The organism is Pseudomonas frederiksbergensis, assembly GCF_003732705.1.
In the GTDB taxonomy this organism is placed as follows: domain Bacteria; phylum Pseudomonadota; class Gammaproteobacteria; order Pseudomonadales; family Pseudomonadaceae; genus Aquipseudomonas; species Aquipseudomonas frederiksbergensis_F.
Genome location: NZ_MOBR01000043.1, coordinates 85,805 through 102,392 on the forward strand (window position 1 = coordinate 85,805; position 16,588 = coordinate 102,392).

Sequence of the window (16,588 nt, forward strand, 5' to 3'; positions counted from 1 at the left end):
ATCCTCAGATCCGGTTGTGCATATAGAGATGACCCTGGCGCGCCAATTGGCTGATGACGCCCAAGGCTTTGACCAACTGCTCCCGCGACAGGGCAGCCGAAATGTTGATGCGTACCGCTTGCGGTGACAGTTCCGGGCGCAAGGTAAAGGCCCCGCCAGCCAGCAGCACGACGCCGCGGTCCTGACACAGTCGCGCGAAACGCGAACCGGTCCACGGTTCCGGCAGCACCAGCCAGGCGTGGGTGCCGGTGGCGCTGTGCTGGAATCCCAGACCTTCAAGATGGGTGGCGAGCAACGCCTGGCGGATGCGCAATTCTTCGCGCTGTTCCGAGACCAGTTGATCGGCATGCCCGTCCTCGATCAGCCGGGTGGCGATCAGTGCGGTCAGCGGCGAGGTGCTCCAGCAGTCGATGCGCTGCATGGCGGCGATGTCTTGGACCAACGGTTGGGGCGCCATGACAAAACCCATGCGCAGCCCCGGCGCGATGCACTTGGACAGGGCCGAGATATAGATCGTCCGCTCCGGCATCAGCGAGGCGAAGGAGGGCGGCGATTGATCCAGCAGCGGCCGGTAAACGTCGTCTTCGATCACTAACAGGTTGGTTTCGCGAATCACCGCTGCCAATGCTTCACGACGCTCGGCATCGAGGGTGATGGCGGTCGGGTTATGGATCGACGGCACCAGGAACAGCAACCGTGGCTGATGTTCGGCACAGGCCCGGCGCAACGCTTCGGGGGACATGCCACGGGCATCGGCGTCGACCCCGACCAGAATCAAACCCAGCGAACGGCACAAGGCGTTGATGCCTTGATAGGTCACGCTGTCGGCCAGCACGGTATCGCCGCTGTTGGTCAGGCTGCGCAACGTATTGGCGATGCCGTGTTGAGCACCTTCAACGATCAGCATCTGGCTGGCATGAGCGTCGACGCCAGTGTGACGCAGCCATTGCGCGGCAGCTTCACGGGCCCACAGCGGGCCTTCGGACGGGTGATAGTCCTTCATGTCGCCAAAACGCGGATCACTGGACAGGCGTGGCAGCAGTTGCGCCAGCACCCGATTGAATCCGTCGGTGGCCGGGCGGTTGACGCTCAAGTCCACGGTGCCAGGGTCATTGCTCGGCGCCGACTGGAACTGTGCCGCTGGATGCCGAGGCTGGGCGACTTGCGTGCCGCGACCCGGACGACTTTCCACCAGGCCTTTTTGCTGCAACACCGCCATGGCCTTGGTCACCGTGGTGATGTTGACCCCCAATGCGCTGGCGAACTCGCGATGGGGCGGCAAACGCTCGCCCGGCTTGAGCTTGCCGTTGCCGATCGCTTCAGCCAGCGAGTCGGCCAATTGGGCGTAAAGGGTTTCTGCCTTGTCGCGCTGCAAAGCGGCACTGGCCTTGAGCTCGTCCAGCAATTGTTCGAATTGACTCATGGCGCTTTATCCCTGCTTGTCATGCTTGTAGCAAGACAATAAGCAAATTTGTATTGCTTTTTATCCGATACAAAGCCCATTGACAAGCTAAAAAACCGTGATTAGTGTGTGAGTTGTAATGCTTGTCATGCAACACAATAAGAAAATGGCTGCGAAGTTCAGCCCCACAGGTACGCACATGACTATCAAAACGTTCCAGCCAGGCACGTCCCGGCACCACCGACTTATCAGCCTGGCAGCGGGCGGCACAGAGTATCCGGTGTGTTGTCCCCCTCGCGCAAAGTCTTCGATGAAATTATCCGGTCGATCAGCACCAGACAACGCAGGGGAGGTCACCCGATGAACAACGCCCAGCCAACCGATACAACACCCGGTCCACAAAAACTCAGCGGGGCCTTGCGCCAGCGCCACATCACCATGATTTCCCTCGGCGGGATCATCGGTGCCGGTCTGTTCGTGGGCAGTAGCGCGACGATCCAGGCGATTGGCCCGGCTGCATTCCTCAGTTATCTCGCTGCTGGCATCGTGGTGATGCTGGTCATGCGTATGCTCGGCGAAATGGCCGTGGCCTTGCCCGGCGTCGGCTCCTTTACCGAATACGCGCGCATCGGCCTGGGCAACTGGGTCGGTTTCACCAGCGGCTGGTTGTACTGGTACTTCTGGGTGATCGTGGTCGCCGTGGAAGCGGTAGTCGGCGCCAACATCCTCCAGCAATGGATACCGTTGCCGGCGTGGATGATCGGCCTGACGCTGTTGGCGGTGATGACCGCGATCAATTGCCTGTCCGTGAAGTCCTACGGCGAATTTGAATACTGGTTCGCTTCCTTGAAGGTCTTCGCGATCATCGTCTTCATCTTTGTGGTCGGCGCCTACCTCTTCGGCTTTGCGCCGAGCACCAGTGCATTGCTGGGCAATCTGGTGAATGACCGCGGCTTCATGCCTTACGGTGTGAGTGCGATTCTGGCCGGCGTGCCGACGGTGATCTTCGCCGTGGGCGGTGCCGAGATCGCGACCATCGCCGCCGCCGAATCCGATGACCCGTCGAAGAACGTGGCAAACATGACCCGTTCGGTGATCTTTCGCGTTATCACCTTTTATGTCGGTTCGATTTTCCTGATTGTCTGCGTGGTGCCCTGGGGGCAGATCGTCGCCGGGCATTCGCCCTTCGTGGCGGCGCTGGAGGTCCTGCACATTCCCGGCGCGGCGATGATCATGCAAGCGGTGGTGCTGGTGGCCGTGCTCTCGGCGCTGAATTCCGGGTTGTACGTGTCGTCGCGGATTCTGTTCGGCCTCAGTCAGCGCGGTGACGCGCCGGCAAAACTGTCGACGCTGACCGGGCGCAAAGTCCCACGGGCGGCGGTGCTGCTCAGCAGCGTGATCGGTTATATCGCGATCATGGCGGCGATCATTTCCCCCGAAGGCGTATTCCTGTTCCTGGTCAACGCGTCCGGCGCGGTGATGCTGTTCGTGTACCTCGCGGTCGCACTGGCGCAGATCCAGGTCCGCCGCCAGATCGAAGCCACGGCACCGGCCCGACTGACCCTCAAGATGTGGCTGTTTCCGTGGCTGTCCTATGCTGTGGTAGCAGTGATTGCGGGTGTTTTGGTCGCCATGGCCTTTCAGGAATCCCTGCGTACGCAGTTCCTTGCCAGCCTTGTCAGTCTGGGCGTGGTCTCGGTGGCTTACCTGCTGCTCAAGCGGCGTCGGCAGTCGACCGGCATGCCCCACGTCAATGCCACCGACCTGCTGGCGGGGTTGCCGACACGGTCATAAATCATAGGGACATCCAGCCACGGATGGCGGTTGCGTTGTTTGGCTTGTAACGGTCCACAACAATCATTTGCCCAATAGGTGATCTATGTCCGACTTCAAATTCGACTCCCAGGGGTTCTCCCGACGCGGGCTGCTCAAAGCCACGGGTTACGGTTCACTGGCGGCGCTGCTGAGCAGTGTCGTCGGCCCGATCCCGCTGTCATTCGCCGCCGGTCAACCGATCAAGACCGTGCGCCCCGGCTACCTGACAGCTGCGTGCCTGGGCGACATGCCCTTGGGCGCGCTGCGCGAAGGCGTCCCGGTCGGCACCGATCTGGAATTGCTGAAAATCATCGCCGATCGTCTTGAACTCAAGCTCGATGTGCTGACCATGGGCTTCCCGGCCGTGGTCGAAGCGGTAAGGTCGGGACGCGCCGACTGGTTCGGCGGTAACTTCGCCTGGAATCCGATGCGTTCGAAGATCCTGTTGCTGACCGACCCGGTGTTTTACACCGGTGCCTACGTGATCATGCGCGACAGCGAGCCGTTCGATACCACCATCACCGTCAACGATGTGAAGGGCCGCACCATCGGCGCCATCACCGGTTACTTCACCATTCCGGACATGAAGAAAATCGAGGGCGTTAAGGAGGTCAAACTCTACGACAACACCGACTCCTGCCTGCGTGACGTGCGCGCCGGACGTCTGGATTTTGCCGTGCTGGATGCGCCGACCATCGACTACATGATCCTTCAGGACCCGAGCCTCAAGCTCAAGCAGATCCCCATGTCCTACGATGAAAAATTCCCGAGCCTGACCGCCAAGTTCGAGGCGATCTGGGGCGTTCATCCGCAGAACCAGGATTTGTTCGATGGCATCAATCAGGGCCTGCGCTGGCTCAAAAGCACCGATCAGATCAAACCGATCCTCGCCAAATACGGGATCAAGAATCCCGACTATCTGTTGCCTCCGGCCAAGGACCCGCGCATCGGTGTAGACCGCGATGACAAGGGCAACCTGATCGGGCCGTTCGAGCATCCGCCGCGTGATTTCAGTCAGGCCTTTGCCTGAGCCGAGGAATTGACCCATGACTGAATCAACTCCACTGGTGCGCATCGAAGGGCTCTACAAGTCCTTCGGTAGCCTGGATGTGCTCAAAGGCATCGACCTCAACGTCCAACAGGGCCAGAAGATCTCGCTCATCGGCCCCAGCGGCTCGGGCAAGACCACCCTGCTGCGTTGCGTGAATTACCTGGAAGAGCCGACCAAGGGCGACATCTACATCGACAACGAACTGATCGGCCAGCGCCTGGTGGGCACCCGCAAAGTGCCCATGAGCGACAAGGAGCTGGCGCGGATGCGTACCGAGATCGGCATGGTGTTCCAGCGTTTCAACCTGTTCCCGCACCTCTCGGTGCTGGACAACATCATCCTCGGCCCGCTCAAGGTGCAGCAGCGCAGCCGCGCCGAAGCGGTGGAACTGGCCGAGGACCTGCTGAACAAGGTGGGCATGTTCGCCAAGCGCGACGTGTTCCCGGAACAGCTCTCGGGCGGGCAACAGCAACGCATCGCCATCGCCCGGGCGCTGGCGATGCGACCCAAGCTGATGCTGTTCGACGAGGCCACGTCGGCGCTGGACCCGGAACTGGTCGGCGAAGTGCTGGGCGTCATGCGCAAGCTGGCGGAGGAGGGCATGACCATGATCATCGTGACCCACGAAATGCACTTCGCTGAAAGCGTTTCCGATCAGGTGATCTTCATGGCCGACGGCAACATCGTCGAGCAGGGCCCGCCGCGACAGATCTTTCGCGAGAGCCAGATCGAACGCACCCGCAACTTCATCCGCGCCGTGCAGGAGCATTGATCGATGTTCGACACCACTGCACTGCACAAAGCCATCGAGATGCTGCCGTACTTTTTGAACGTGCTGGGCATCGGAGCGCTGACTACGGTCGGCCTGACTGCTGCCGCGTTCGTGGTGGCGACATTGCTGGGGTTTTGCCTGGCGTTGATGCGGCTTTCGCGCAGCCGGGTGCTGAGTCTGATCGCTAGCGTGTACCTGGAGGTGTTTCGCAACATTCCGATCCTGACCCAGCTGTTCATTCTGTACTTCGGGCTGACCTACATTGGCATCACGCTGCCGGCGATTGGCGCGGCGATCATTGGCTTTGGTTTGAACGGTGCGGCGATTCTGTCGGAAGTGTTCCGTTCGAGCATCCGCACCATCGACCGTGGACAAAGCGAAGCGGCGTTTTCCATCGGCATGACCCGCTCGCTGGCGATGCGCATCATCGTGTTGCCCCAGGCGTTCAAGGTGGCCATTCCGGGAATGGCCAACTTCGCCATTGGCCTGCTCAAGGACACTTCGCTGGCCTCGGCAGCGGCGGTGCCGGAGCTGACGTTCAAGGCACGGATGCTGGTCAGCGAAACCTACCAGACCAACCTCATCTACTTCCTGCTGGCGATCATCTACCTGGTGTTGAGCCTGGTGCTTTCCCATTGGGCGGCGCGAACCGAACGACGACTCAAAGTCGTGAAGGAGCTTTGATATGGGCTACGGCGAATTGTGGGAAGCCACCCATGTCGAACTGCTGGCGGCGGCCTGGGCCACGTTGCAGTTGGCGTTTGGCGCGCTGGTGATTGGTTTGATCGTCGGCCTGCTGGTGGCATTGGCGCGACTCTCGAAGAACCGGGCGTTGCGCCGTGCGGCGTTGATCTACATCGAGGTGTTTCGCGGTACGCCGGCGCTGGTGCAGCTGTTCATCGTCTACTTCAGCTTGACGGAAATCGGCGTGCAGTTCAGTTCGTTTCAAGCGGCGATGATTGGCTTGGGGTTGAACGCAGCAGCTTATCTGTCGGAGATTTACCGCTCGGGTCTGGAGGCTGTGCCCAAGGGGCAGGTGGAAGCGGCAAAGGCGATTGGCATGCCGCATCTGAAGGTGTTGCGCTGGGTTGTGTTGCCCCAGGCGATTCGCATCGTACTGGCGCCGATTGGCAACGTTGCGATCTCGCTGTTGAAAGACACCTCGGTGGCCTCGCTGATCGCGGCACCGGACTTGATGCTGCGGGCGCAGGATCTGAGTAGCGTGTATTTCATGCCGCTGGAAATCTACATCCTGGTTGGCGCGATTTACTTTGCGCTGTGTTATCCGCTATCCCTCGGTGTGCGCCTGCTGGAGCGCAGGACCCGGCATTGATTCACACTCCCACAGGGAATTGAAGTTGGCCATAAGAGCTGCGTTCACCGGAGATCCAGTGTGGGAGTGAGCCTGCTCGCGAAGGCGGTGGGTCAGGCAGCATTAATGTTGGATGTGCTGGCCTCTTCGCGAGCAGGCTCGCTCCCACAGGGGAATGAGGTTGATCCACAAATCCTGGATTCGCCCGAGATTCAATTGTGGGAGCGAGCTTGCTCGCGAAGGCGGTGGGTCAGGCAGCATTAATGTTGGATGTGCTGGCCTCTTCGCGAGCAGGCTCGCTCCCACAGGGGAATGAGGTTGATCCACAAATCCTGGATTCGCCCGAGATTCAATTGTGGGAGCGAGCTTGCTCGCGAAGGCGGTGTGACAGTCAACATCCATGTCGGCTGATCCACCGCCTTCGCGAGCAAGCCCGCTCCCACAGGGAATTGAGGTTGGCCATAAGAGCTGTGTTCGCCGGAGATCCAGTGTGGGAGTGAGCCTGCTCGCGAAGGCGGTGGGTCAGGCAGCATTAATGTTGGATGTGCTGGCCTCTTCGCGAGCAGGCTCGCTCCCACAGGGGAATGAGGTTGATCCCCAAATCCTGGATTCGCCCGAGATTCAATTGTGGGAGCGAGCTTGCTCGCGATTGCGTTGTGACAGTCAACATCCATGTCGGCTGACCCACCGCAATCGCGAGCAAGCTCACTCCCACAAGGTTCTTCTTTGGCTGACAGGTCTTGGACTTAGCCCCGATCGGCTACCGATAAGGTCTGCAACCCCTTCGACCGGGCCTGGGCGACGAGTTCTTCGGTGTCTTCGCCGCCGGGCAGGGCGATGACGACGTCGGGGCGGCTGTCGTGCAGCATGAAGTGGTTGCGCAGGCGTTCGGCCAGTTTGCCGTGGCGGTGCCAGTTGGGCGGGTAGCGCACGATGTCGGCGCCGTGTTCCCGGGCCCATTCCTCGATGTCGGCGCCCAGGTATTGATTGCCGCCATGGATCAGCACCTGCACCGGGTGCAGACGCTGGAAGGCGTCGAGCACCCGGCGGCACTGGCGGCTGTCGGTGTAATGGCGACCGGCACAGATCAGGACGCGCATGGCGAAGTGTCCTTGATCTGATCATCACTAAGCGACTCACCCGCCCGTTCCAGCAACGGATAGGCGAGGGCGGCGATGTGGTGGTGCACCCGGCGGTAATCGCGCAGCACGCGCTGGAAAATGTCGCCGGATTCGGCCCAGGTACTTTTGTCCTCCTGCAGTTTGCGAAAGTGCGCGCGGCTGGCTTCGGCTTCCAGCCTTCTCACGGTTTCCTTGCGCTGGACCAGTTGATGCGCAGTGGCAATGTCTTCGCGCAGGAACACAGTGATCGCCAGACTCAGGCTTTCCAGCAGCGCTTCGTGCAACGGCGCGATGTTGCGCAGTTCAAATACCGAGAAGTGCTCACCACGGCGCAAGCGCCGCATGGCCAGTTGCGTCAGGCTGCTGGATAGAATGTCCGCCGCGTGTTCCAGGTTGATCACGAACGTGAGGACTTCCTGGGCGCGATCGGCATCGCTGTCGCTGATCCCTTCCTGGCCGATGTCCGCCAGATAAGCGCGAATCGCCGCACTGAGAACGTCCAGGGATTGATCAATGCGCCGCACCTCTTCGGCACACATTGGCGCCGAGGTGTGGAACAGCTGCAACGTGCGCTCAAGCATGGCCGAAAGCATATCGGCGATGCGCAGCGCTTCCCGGGCGGCGTTGGACAGGCCGATGTTGGCCACCTCCAGACCCGCCTCATCGAGGTAGCGCGGCATGCCCGGATCGACATCCCGTGGCGGTTCCGGCAGCAAGCGGGTCAGCAGTTTGGCCATCGGTGCGGTGAAACCGATAAACACCAGGGCCAACAGCAAATTGAACCCGGTGTGCAGATAAACCACCAGCGCCGCCGGATCGAGATTCAGCGAGGCCAGCCATCCGGCCAGCGGCAATATCACCGCTGCGCCCAGCGCCCGCACCAGCAGATTACCGAGGGGCAAGCGCCGGCCAACGTTGGAACCGGCGTTGATCACCGACGGCAACGCGCCGCCAATGTTCACCCCAAGCACCAGCGCAACGATGGTGCTCGCCGAGAGCATGCCGGTGGCGGCCAGGGACACGATCAGCAGCACCACCGCCACGCTGGAATGACAGAGCCAGGTGAGAATCAGCGCCACCAGCAGCGCGATCAGCAGATCGCCGTCGAGGCTTTGCATGATCAACTGGAACACTGGCGCGTCTTCCACAGCTGCCAGGGTCGAACCGAGCATGTGCAGGGCCATCAGCATCAGGCCCAGGCCGATCAGCGCACAGCCAACGCTCTCGAAACGCGAGTCGTCCCGTAGCCGGAAGACGATCAGCCCGGTCAGTAACACCATCGGCGTCAGGATCGAAATATCGGCGCTGAGCAGTTGCACCACCAGGGTTGAACCGATGTTGGCACCGAGCATCACCGCCAGCGCCGGGGCCTGGCCCAGGGTGCCGGCGGCGGTGAACGAGGTGGCCATTAGGCTGACGGCGGTGCTGCTTTGCAAGATGCCGGTGATGCCGATGCCCGCTAGCAAGGCCAGCCAGCGGTTATTCAGGTGCTGGCCCATCCAGTGACGCAGCGGCGTGCCGAAGCCGCGCAACAGCGCCGAAGAAATCATGTGCGTGCCCCATAGCAACAGTGCAATGGCGCCCGCGAGGTTGATCAGTAGAGTCGTTCCCGACATGAGAACTCTCCTTTTTTCATAGGGTTAACGCATGTCCCCTTGTGGGAGCGGGCTTGCTCGCGAAAGCGGTGTGTCCGTTGATACAAATGTTGACTGACACGACGCCTTCGCGAGCAAGCCCGCTCCCACAGGGGATTTCTGGTGTTCAGAGGATTGGTGGTGTTCAGGCGATTAGAACCACTGCTTGAAGCGGCGGATGTAGATCGTCTTCATGGTCTGCGCCACCACGCAGTAGCTGAGCAATGTGCCCACCAGCCAAGGGAAGTATTCCCATGGCAACGGCACCAGGCCGACCAGCGTGCCCAGCGGCGAAAACGGGATGTAGATGCCCAGGCAGATCACGACCCCGGTCGCCAGGATCACCGGCAACGCCGCCGTGCTCTGGAAGAACGGAATCTTCTGGGTGCGCAGCATGTGCACCACCAACGTCTGCGACAGCAGCCCTTCGATGAACCAGCCGGACTGGAACAGGCTCTGCATTTCCACGCTGTTGGCGGCGAACACGTACCACATCAGGGCAAACGTGGTGATGTCGAAGATCGACGAGGTCGGCCCGATCCACAGCATGAACCGCCCAATGTTCTTCGCGTCCCACTTGCGTGGTTTGCGCAGGAACTCCTTGTCCATTTTGTCCCATGGCAACGCCAGCTGAGAGATGTCGTACATCAGGTTTTGCAGCAGCAGGTGGATCGACAGCATCGGCAAGAACGGAATAAACGCACTCGCCACCAGCACCGAGAACACGTTGCCGAAGTTGGAACTGGCAGTCATGTTCAAGTACTTCATGATATTGCCGAAGGTTTCGCGGCCCTTGAGCACGCCTTCTTCGAGCACCATCAGGCTCTTTTCCAGGAGGATGATGTCCGCCGATTCCTTGGCGATGTCGGTGCCGCTGTCCACCGAAATCCCGACGTCGGCATCCCGCAGCGCTGGCGCATCGTTAATGCCGTCGCCGAGGAAACCCACGGTGTGACCGTTGGCTTGCAGGGCCTTGAGCACCCGGGATTTCTGCAGTGGCGTCAACTTGGCAAACACCGTGCGTTCTTCGACCCGCAGCTTGAGCGTGGTGTCGTCCATGTGCTCGATGTCCTGGCCGAGCAGCGGGGTGCCTGGGTCGAGTCCGACTTCGCGGCAGATCTTGCAAGTAACCACGGCGTTATCGCCGGTCAGCACTTTTACCGTGACACCCATGTCCCGCAGTGCAGCGATGGCCGGGCCAGCGGTTTCCTTCGGCGGATCGAGGAAGGTCAGGAAGCCGCGAATCACCAGGTCGCGCTCATCGGCGGTGTGGTACTGATTTTTGCTTTGGGCTTTCGGGATTTCGCGGGTAGCCACCAGCAGCACCCGGAAGCCGTCCTCGTTGTACTCGTTGGCCAGGGCCAGCAAGTCTTTGCGCCGCTGCGCATCCAGCGCGATCACCTGACCGTTTTCATGGAGGTGGCTGGCGATGGAGAGCATTTCCTCGACCGCACCTTTGCACACCATCAGATGATCGTCGCGGCTGTCCTTGACGATGATCGACAGGCGCCGACGCACGAAGTCGAACGGCAACTCATCGACTTTGCTGTAGGCGAACGGGATACGGAACTTTGGATTGCGATCCGCGAACTGAACGACCGCCTGATCCATCAGATTCTTCAAACCACTTTGGTGATGGCTGTTGAGCCACGCCAGTTCGAGGATCGAATCGTCACGCCGGCCGTGGCTGTCGACGTGGTGCTCCAGAATGATCTTGTCCTGGGTCAGGGTGCCGGTCTTGTCGGTGCACAGCACGTCCATCGAACCGAAGTTCTGGATCGCGTTGAGGCGCTTGACCACCACTTTGCGCTTGGCCATGGCCATCGCGCCTTTGGCCAGGTTGGCGCTGACGATCATCGGCAGCATTTCCGGGGTCAGGCCGACGGCGACGGCCAGAGCGAACAGGAAGGCATCGCCCCAGTCACCCTTGGAGAAGCCGTTGAGCAGGAACACGATCGGCACCATCACCAGCATGAAGCGGATCAGCAACCAACTGACGCTGTTCACCCCACGGTCGAACGCGGTTTGCACCCGCGAGCCGACGATGGCTTTGGCCAGGGAACCGAAGTAGGTCCGCGCGCCGGTCGCGACCACCACAGCCTTGGCGGTACCGCTGACCACGTTGGTGCCCATGAAGCAGATGTTCGGCAGGTCCAGCAGGTTGGACTGATCAGGCGCGGCGCTGGTGGCCGATTTCTGCGCCACATTGCCGAGGGTGTCGTACTTCTCGACCGGCAACGCTTCGCCAGTGAGCACAGCCTGGCTGATAAACAGGTCGCGGGATTCGATCAGGCGGATGTCTGCCGGGATCATGTCCCCAGCGCTCAATTGCACGATGTCGCCGGCCACCAGATCACGCATCGGCACTTCCCGCAGCTGCGGTTTGCCGTCGCGGTGTTCGCGGCGCAGCACGGTGGCGGTGGTGCGCACCATCGCCTTCAGCGCTTCGGCGGACTTGGCCGAGCGGTATTCCTGCCAGAACCGCAGCAGGCTGCTGAGGCTGACCATGGTCATGATAATGATGACTTTGGTCAGGTCGGCGTCATCCGCTTCACCGTTGCTGATCGGCAGCCAGTAATCGGTGAAGAAACTGATGCCGGCCAGGGTCAGCAACACATAGATGAACGGATTGTTCAGGGCTTTGAGCAGTTGGATCAGGGCGTGAGGCGGCTTGTCGTGGGCCACTTCGTTGTGACCGTTGCGTGCGAGGCGGCCCTGGGCTTCGAGTTCGGTCAGGCCGTCGGTGCTGGCATTGAGGTTGGTCAGCGTCACGGCCAGGCCGTTTTGCGCTTCCCGGGCGGCGCGCATCGACAGTTTGGCGTTGTCGTTGCTGGCGCCGCGAGTGGCTTTTTTTGCGGTGTTTACAAGGGTCATTGCTGTGCTCCTGCCGCAGATTCGCGGCACGACACACAGGCACCTCAGCTAATTAAAGACGAGCGCACGTATGTCGAGCCGCCAATAGGCGATCGATTCTGATAGTTGCGTTTTTAATCGTTAATGTTCGCTGGCCGTCGATTGAGAAGTGACGGGCAGCGAACCGTCTACTGGCTTCGTCCATAACTAATTCCACTATTTGACAGGCAATAAGAAGTTGCCGAATTCCAACTAAGGAAGTCGTGAAGGGAAGGACTTTGAAAGTGCCTTCAGCTCAATTGAAAGTGCGCGCCCCGAGGGTCAGGCCGAGCATCAGGCTCGCCTGCCGGAACAGGCGCGCGATGCGCCGACTCGGTGGTTCCTGGCTGTCGTCGAGGCTCCAGCGTTGCTGAAGCTGACCGGTCATGGGGCAGACGCGCCAGTTGGCACGCAGGTGTGCCTTGGCGGGGGAGGAAGGGCTGGAAAACGGCGCGCGGACCACGGCCGTGGCGAGACGCTCACGGCAGGACTTGACCCGCATAGTCGAGGCAAAGGCGCGTACGCCGGGCATTACAGTGGATTTGAAGTTCATAACATACCTCTGGACCGGACTGACGCCGGCGAGGCAAGTTACGGTGGAGCATCAAGCTCTAGCGCAGCTCACCCGACCGCAAAGTCGAGTCCCGTCATGTTCTGGGTTGTGTGCCAGATCCCGCGAATTCGCAGTGACCCGACAGCGACTAGATACTGTGTCCATTGGATTCTTTTGTGAGTTGAAAAAAGGCCTGTGAAACCGGCCCGCGCAATTTACTCAGACCGATGGGTCAAGTCAACCTTCAATACCTGATTAAAGTGCAATCGGATGGAAAAACTTAGGATCCGATTATTGAAGTTGGAAGTTGTTCAGGTAAATGACAGTTACTTATCATGTTTATGACGCACATCGTAGGAGCAAAGCTTGCTCGCGATGGCGATTTTGAGGACGCCATCGCGAGCAAGCTTTGCTCCCACAAAAACGGTCAACGGGAAAACCGATTGCGATAATCCCTCGGCGAAACCCCCAGGTTGCGCTGAAAGGTAAAACGCATCCGTTCTTCATCACCAAACCCACACTGCCGGGCAATTTGATCGATGTTGCGTTCGGAGTCTTCCAACAGGCGCCGGGCGGCTTCCAGTCTCAGCACTTCCACGGCTTTGGCCGGTGTGCGGCGGGTCTTGAGTTTGTAGACCCGGGCAAAGTTGCGCGGGCTCATTTTCACCTGTTCGGCCAACACCTCGACCGTCAGGTTTTCGCGACTCAGGTTCTGCGCGATCCACAGGTGCAAGTCGTCGAAGACTGCGCCGTCCAGGGTTTGTGCTTGCAGCATCTGGCTGTACTGGGCCTGGCCGCCGGGACGCTTGAGAAACACCACCAGTTCGCGCGCCACTTGCAGGGCCACTTCGCGGCCGCAATCGGCTTCCACCAGGGCCAGCGCCAGATCGATCCCGGCACTCACGCCCGCCGACGTCCACACGCTGCCTTGCTGGACGAAGATCGCATCGCTGTCGACTTCAATCGACGGAAAGCCTTCCTTGAGCATGTCGCACATCGCCCAATGGGTGGCGGCGCGGCGGCCTTCGAGCAATCCGGCCTGGGCCAGCAGAAACGTGCCGCTGCACACCGAGGCTGTGCGTTTGGCTTTGGCCGAGGCCGCCGCCAGCCAAGTGACCAACTCAAGGGAATCGTGCATCGCCTGCCGAATATTCGGCGCGCCGGGGACGATCAGCGTGTCGATGGCCTGATCGGCAAAATCGCTCAAGGGCAACGTCTCGACGACCAGCCCTTCGGCGGTCTGGATCAAGCCCCCGGTCAGACTGGCGGTGTGCCGCTCGTACCCCGGCAAACCCCGTTCGGCCATGGCTTTGGAGGCGGCCCAGAACACGGTTTGCGCCCCGGTCAGATCCAGCAGGCCCATGTCGGGATAGGCGACGAACACGATTGAGCGCGATTGGGCAATTTCATTCATGGAAAGCTTCCACAGCGCCGGGTAAAAACGGCAGGATTTCAGGGTTTTATGTCATTTCGGGCGCCAGCGATCAACCCTACCATCGATTCCGAAACAGCAGACAGTCGCTCGCTGTCTGCCTCCATCACGAGAACGAAGGTAGCCATCATGTCCCGAAAAATACTCATCGTCGGCGCCGGTTTCGCCGGTGTCTGGAGCGCCTTGGGCGCGGCCCGAGTGCTGGACCTCAACGGCAAGACCGCCGACGTGGAAATTACCCTGATTTCCCCCCGGCCGGAAATCGTCATTCGTCCGCGCCTGCACGAACGCGCCCCCCACGAGATGAGTTCGCCACTGTTGCCATTGCTGGAAGCGGCGGGGGTCAAGTTCATCGAAGCCGAAGTGGAACGCATCGACACTTCCAGCGAGCGGGTGGTGCACGCGCTGACCACCGATGGCCGACGCATCAGCGTGCCCTATGATCGTCTGGTGCTGACCAGCGGCAGCAAGCTCAATCGCCCGCCGGTACCGGGCCTGGTGGAAAATGCCTTCGCCGTGGATCAGTTGTCCGACGCGGTAAAGCTGGATCGTCATCTGGCCCAGTTGAGCAACCTGCCGAACTCGCCGGCACGCAATACCATCGTGGTCGTCGGCGGTGGTTTCACTGGCCTGGAAGTGGCCACTGAACTGCCTGAACGCCTGCGCACTCTGCATGGCGCCGATGCCCGATTCAAGATCATCGTGATCGAACGCAACGAAGAAATCGGCCCGGACCTGGGCCCGAAGCCACGGCCGATGATCACTGAAGCGCTGGCGTCCTTGGGCATTGAATTCCAGGTGGGCTCCGGCGTGGTGGCGATCGATAAAAATGGCGTGCTGACCGCTGCCGGTCAGCGCATCGAAGCCAAAACCGTGATCTGGACCGGCGGCATGATCGCCAGTGGCCTGACGTCGCAAATCTCCTCCCGCCTGGATCGTCAGGGACGTGTTGAAGTGACTGGCGACTTGCGCGTGGTGGGCACTGATCATGTCTTCGCGGCGGGTGACGTGGCCATGGCGCTGACCGATGACGAAGGTCATTACTCGTTGATGTCCTGCCAGCATGCGATCTTCATGGGCCGCTTCGCCGGGCATAACGTGGCTGCCGACCTAGTGGGCGTGCCGACGCTTGAATACCGTCAGCCGTTCTATGCCACCTGCCTGGATCTGGGCGAGTGGGGCGCGGTGTATACCGAGGGTTGGGATCGTCAGGTATTGCTGACCCATGACGAAGGCAAAGAGCGCAAGCGCATGATCAACACCCAGTGGATCTATCCGCCAGCGGCTAATCGGGTTGATGCGTTGGAGGCTGGAAACCCGGAAATGGTTTACGGCTGATTCGTTTTTGATCGTTCCCACGCTCTGCGTGGGAATGCATCCCGGGACGCTCCGCGTCCCAAGAGCGGACGCAGAGCGTCCATGACGGCATTCCCACGCAGAGCGTGGGAACGATCATGGCCTAAGGCATTCGCATTACTCGTGACAATCCAGAACATATGTATTGCCCACACCTGTCTGTTTCCACACAGACGGGCTGCGTACCTTGGGTTCACTGCAACCCCATAAGGACGCCCCCATGCTCAATCGTTTGATACTGCCTTTCACCTTGCTCTTCACCTTCAGCGCCGCTCAAGCGGCGGATGCCGAAAAATGGTATCCGTCGAAATACGGCGCCAATGATGAAATCGGCGCGCTGAATTTGCTGAACGCCGACTCGGTGCTCAACGCCGCCAAACTGATCAAGACTGGCAAGACCTACCCGCTGGCCGTGCCCATCGACAAAACCCTTCCGGCCTTTCGTCATCGCAGTTTCAACCTGACCAACGTCCAGCCGGGCGAGGCGGGCGGCACGACCATGGGCCCGAACAAATTCACCTTCAACGATGAACTGGTGGTGGGCTGGACCGGCGTCGGCACTCAGCTCAACGGCATCGGCCATATCGGCATCGATTACGTCTACTACAACGGCAATCGCGCCGCCGATTTCGTCACCGTCGAAGGCGTGAAGAAACTCGGCATCGAAAAGGTTCCGCCAATCGTCACCCGTGGCGTGGTGCTGGACATGACCGCCGTGTACGGCACGCCGATCGTGCCGGAGAAAACCGAATTCACCGTCGCCGACATTCAAAAGGCCCTCGACCTGCAAGGCATCACCATCCAGAAAGGCGATGTGGTGTTGTTCAACACCGGTTGGCTGGAATTGCTGGGCAAGGACAACAAGAAATTCCTCGCCGTGGAGCCAGGCATCGGCATGGCCGCCGCCAAATGGCTGGTGGACAAGCAGATCGTCGCCTTCGGCGGTGACACCTGGGCTTCGGAAATCTACCCCGCCAAAGACGGCCAGGAGTTCCCGGTCAACCAGTACATGCTGGCCAAGAACGGCATCTACAACCTTGAGCTGATCGACAGCCGCGCGCTGGTGAAAGACAAGGCGTGGGAGTTCATGTTTGTCCTCGGCCAGCCTCTGTACAAGGGCTCGACCCAGGTCAACATCAACCCGGTGGCGATCCACTGATAGGTCTGTAGGAGCATGGCTTGCCCGCGATGGCGTTCTTGAGAGAGCCATCGCGGGCAAGCCATGCTCCTACGAAAAACAACGTTTCT

At 60.3% G+C, this 16,588-nt stretch carries 13 protein-coding genes; 7 read left to right on the top strand and 6 right to left on the bottom strand.

The annotated features are described in order from the left end of the window. Positions 1–4: 4 nt before the first annotated feature. Positions 5–1,423: an aminotransferase-like domain-containing protein gene (locus BK667_RS30535; protein WP_123599811.1), complete on the bottom strand. Its 1,419-nt coding sequence runs from the start codon at positions 1,421–1,423 to the stop codon at positions 5–7. Between the two features lie 339 nt (positions 1,424–1,762). On the opposite strand from BK667_RS30535, the gene BK667_RS30540 reads away from it, so the two are divergent. The 5 genes from BK667_RS30540 to BK667_RS30560 all read left to right on the top strand — a co-directional run bounded on the left by BK667_RS30540 (position 1,763) and on the right by BK667_RS30560 (position 6,373). Continuing rightward, entirely contained in the window at positions 1,763–3,196 is a 1,434-nt protein-coding gene (locus BK667_RS30540; RefSeq protein WP_123599812.1) for an amino acid permease, read from the top strand. An 85-nt stretch (positions 3,197–3,281) separates the two neighbouring features. Further along, on the top strand, positions 3,282–4,247 hold the full coding sequence (locus BK667_RS30545; RefSeq protein ID WP_123599813.1) for an ABC transporter substrate-binding protein: 966 nt from the start codon (positions 3,282–3,284) through the stop codon (positions 4,245–4,247). Between the two features lie 16 nt (positions 4,248–4,263). Further along, a complete protein-coding gene (locus tag BK667_RS30550) occupies positions 4,264–5,040 on the top strand; it encodes an amino acid ABC transporter ATP-binding protein (protein WP_123599814.1) in 777 nt (258 codons plus the stop codon). 3 nt (positions 5,041–5,043) lie between these two features. Further along, positions 5,044–5,724, top strand: coding sequence for an amino acid ABC transporter permease (locus tag BK667_RS30555; protein ID WP_123599815.1), 681 nt, complete (start codon positions 5,044–5,046; stop codon positions 5,722–5,724). Position 5,725: 1 nt separating this feature from the next. After that, complete coding sequence (locus BK667_RS30560; RefSeq protein ID WP_123599816.1) at positions 5,726–6,373, top strand: amino acid ABC transporter permease; 648 nt, start codon at positions 5,726–5,728, stop codon at positions 6,371–6,373. Positions 6,374–7,098: 725 nt separating this feature from the next. On the opposite strand, the gene BK667_RS30575 is transcribed toward BK667_RS30560, so the two are convergent. From BK667_RS30575 to BK667_RS30595, 5 genes are all read right to left on the bottom strand, one after another. Further along, entirely contained in the window at positions 7,099–7,452 is a 354-nt protein-coding gene (locus tag BK667_RS30575) for a DUF2493 domain-containing protein (protein WP_123599818.1), read from the bottom strand. Then, positions 7,440–9,089, bottom strand: a complete 1,650-nt coding sequence (locus tag BK667_RS30580; RefSeq protein WP_123599819.1) for a Na/Pi cotransporter family protein — start codon at positions 9,087–9,089, stop codon at positions 7,440–7,442. The genes BK667_RS30575 and BK667_RS30580 overlap by 13 nt, the downstream gene beginning before the upstream one ends. 171 nt (positions 9,090–9,260) lie before the next feature. After that, positions 9,261–11,981 carry a magnesium-translocating P-type ATPase gene (gene mgtA, locus BK667_RS30585; protein ID WP_123599820.1) on the bottom strand — a complete coding sequence of 907 codons (2,721 nt, stop codon included), beginning with the start codon at positions 11,979–11,981 and terminating at the stop codon, positions 9,261–9,263. A gap of 274 nt (positions 11,982–12,255) precedes the next feature. Further along, positions 12,256–12,552, bottom strand: coding sequence for a hypothetical protein (locus tag BK667_RS30590; protein ID WP_123511423.1), 297 nt, complete (start codon positions 12,550–12,552; stop codon positions 12,256–12,258). A gap of 427 nt (positions 12,553–12,979) precedes the next feature. Further along, positions 12,980–13,966 carry a GlxA family transcriptional regulator gene (locus BK667_RS30595; RefSeq protein WP_123599821.1) on the bottom strand — a complete coding sequence of 329 codons (987 nt, stop codon included), beginning with the start codon at positions 13,964–13,966 and terminating at the stop codon, positions 12,980–12,982. A gap of 147 nt (positions 13,967–14,113) precedes the next feature. On the opposite strand from BK667_RS30595, the gene BK667_RS30600 reads away from it, so the two are divergent. After that, positions 14,114–15,322, top strand: a complete 1,209-nt coding sequence (locus BK667_RS30600; protein ID WP_123599822.1) for an NAD(P)/FAD-dependent oxidoreductase — start codon at positions 14,114–14,116, stop codon at positions 15,320–15,322. 238 nt (positions 15,323–15,560) lie between these two features. Further along, positions 15,561–16,499, top strand: a complete 939-nt coding sequence (locus BK667_RS30605) for a cyclase family protein (RefSeq protein ID WP_123511429.1) — start codon at positions 15,561–15,563, stop codon at positions 16,497–16,499. The last annotated feature ends 89 nt before the right edge of the window (positions 16,500–16,588 follow it).

Excerpts from the sequence above, each read along its gene's own strand:
- BK667_RS30545 (WP_123599813.1), top strand. The coding sequence starts at position 3,282 with ATGTCCGACTTCAAATTCGACTCCCAGGGGTTCTCCCGACGCGGGCTG.
- BK667_RS30550 (WP_123599814.1), top strand. The coding sequence starts at position 4,264 with ATGACTGAATCAACTCCACTGGTGCGCATCGAAGGGCTCTACAAGTCC.
- BK667_RS30590 (WP_123511423.1), bottom strand. The coding sequence starts at position 12,552 with ATGAACTTCAAATCCACTGTAATGCCCGGCGTACGCGCCTTTGCCTCG.
- BK667_RS30575 (WP_123599818.1), bottom strand. The coding sequence starts at position 7,452 with ATGCGCGTCCTGATCTGTGCCGGTCGCCATTACACCGACAGCCGCCAG.
- BK667_RS30555 (WP_123599815.1), top strand. The coding sequence starts at position 5,044 with ATGTTCGACACCACTGCACTGCACAAAGCCATCGAGATGCTGCCGTAC.
- BK667_RS30600 (WP_123599822.1), top strand. The coding sequence starts at position 14,114 with ATGTCCCGAAAAATACTCATCGTCGGCGCCGGTTTCGCCGGTGTCTGG.
- BK667_RS30540 (WP_123599812.1), top strand. The coding sequence starts at position 1,763 with ATGAACAACGCCCAGCCAACCGATACAACACCCGGTCCACAAAAACTC.
- BK667_RS30535 (WP_123599811.1), bottom strand. The coding sequence starts at position 1,423 with ATGAGTCAATTCGAACAATTGCTGGACGAGCTCAAGGCCAGTGCCGCT.
- BK667_RS30560 (WP_123599816.1), top strand. The coding sequence starts at position 5,726 with ATGGGCTACGGCGAATTGTGGGAAGCCACCCATGTCGAACTGCTGGCG.
- BK667_RS30580 (WP_123599819.1), bottom strand. The coding sequence starts at position 9,089 with ATGTCGGGAACGACTCTACTGATCAACCTCGCGGGCGCCATTGCACTG.
- mgtA (WP_123599820.1), bottom strand. The coding sequence starts at position 11,981 with ATGACCCTTGTAAACACCGCAAAAAAAGCCACTCGCGGCGCCAGCAAC.
- BK667_RS30605 (WP_123511429.1), top strand. The coding sequence starts at position 15,561 with ATGCTCAATCGTTTGATACTGCCTTTCACCTTGCTCTTCACCTTCAGC.
- BK667_RS30595 (WP_123599821.1), bottom strand. The coding sequence starts at position 13,966 with ATGAATGAAATTGCCCAATCGCGCTCAATCGTGTTCGTCGCCTATCCC.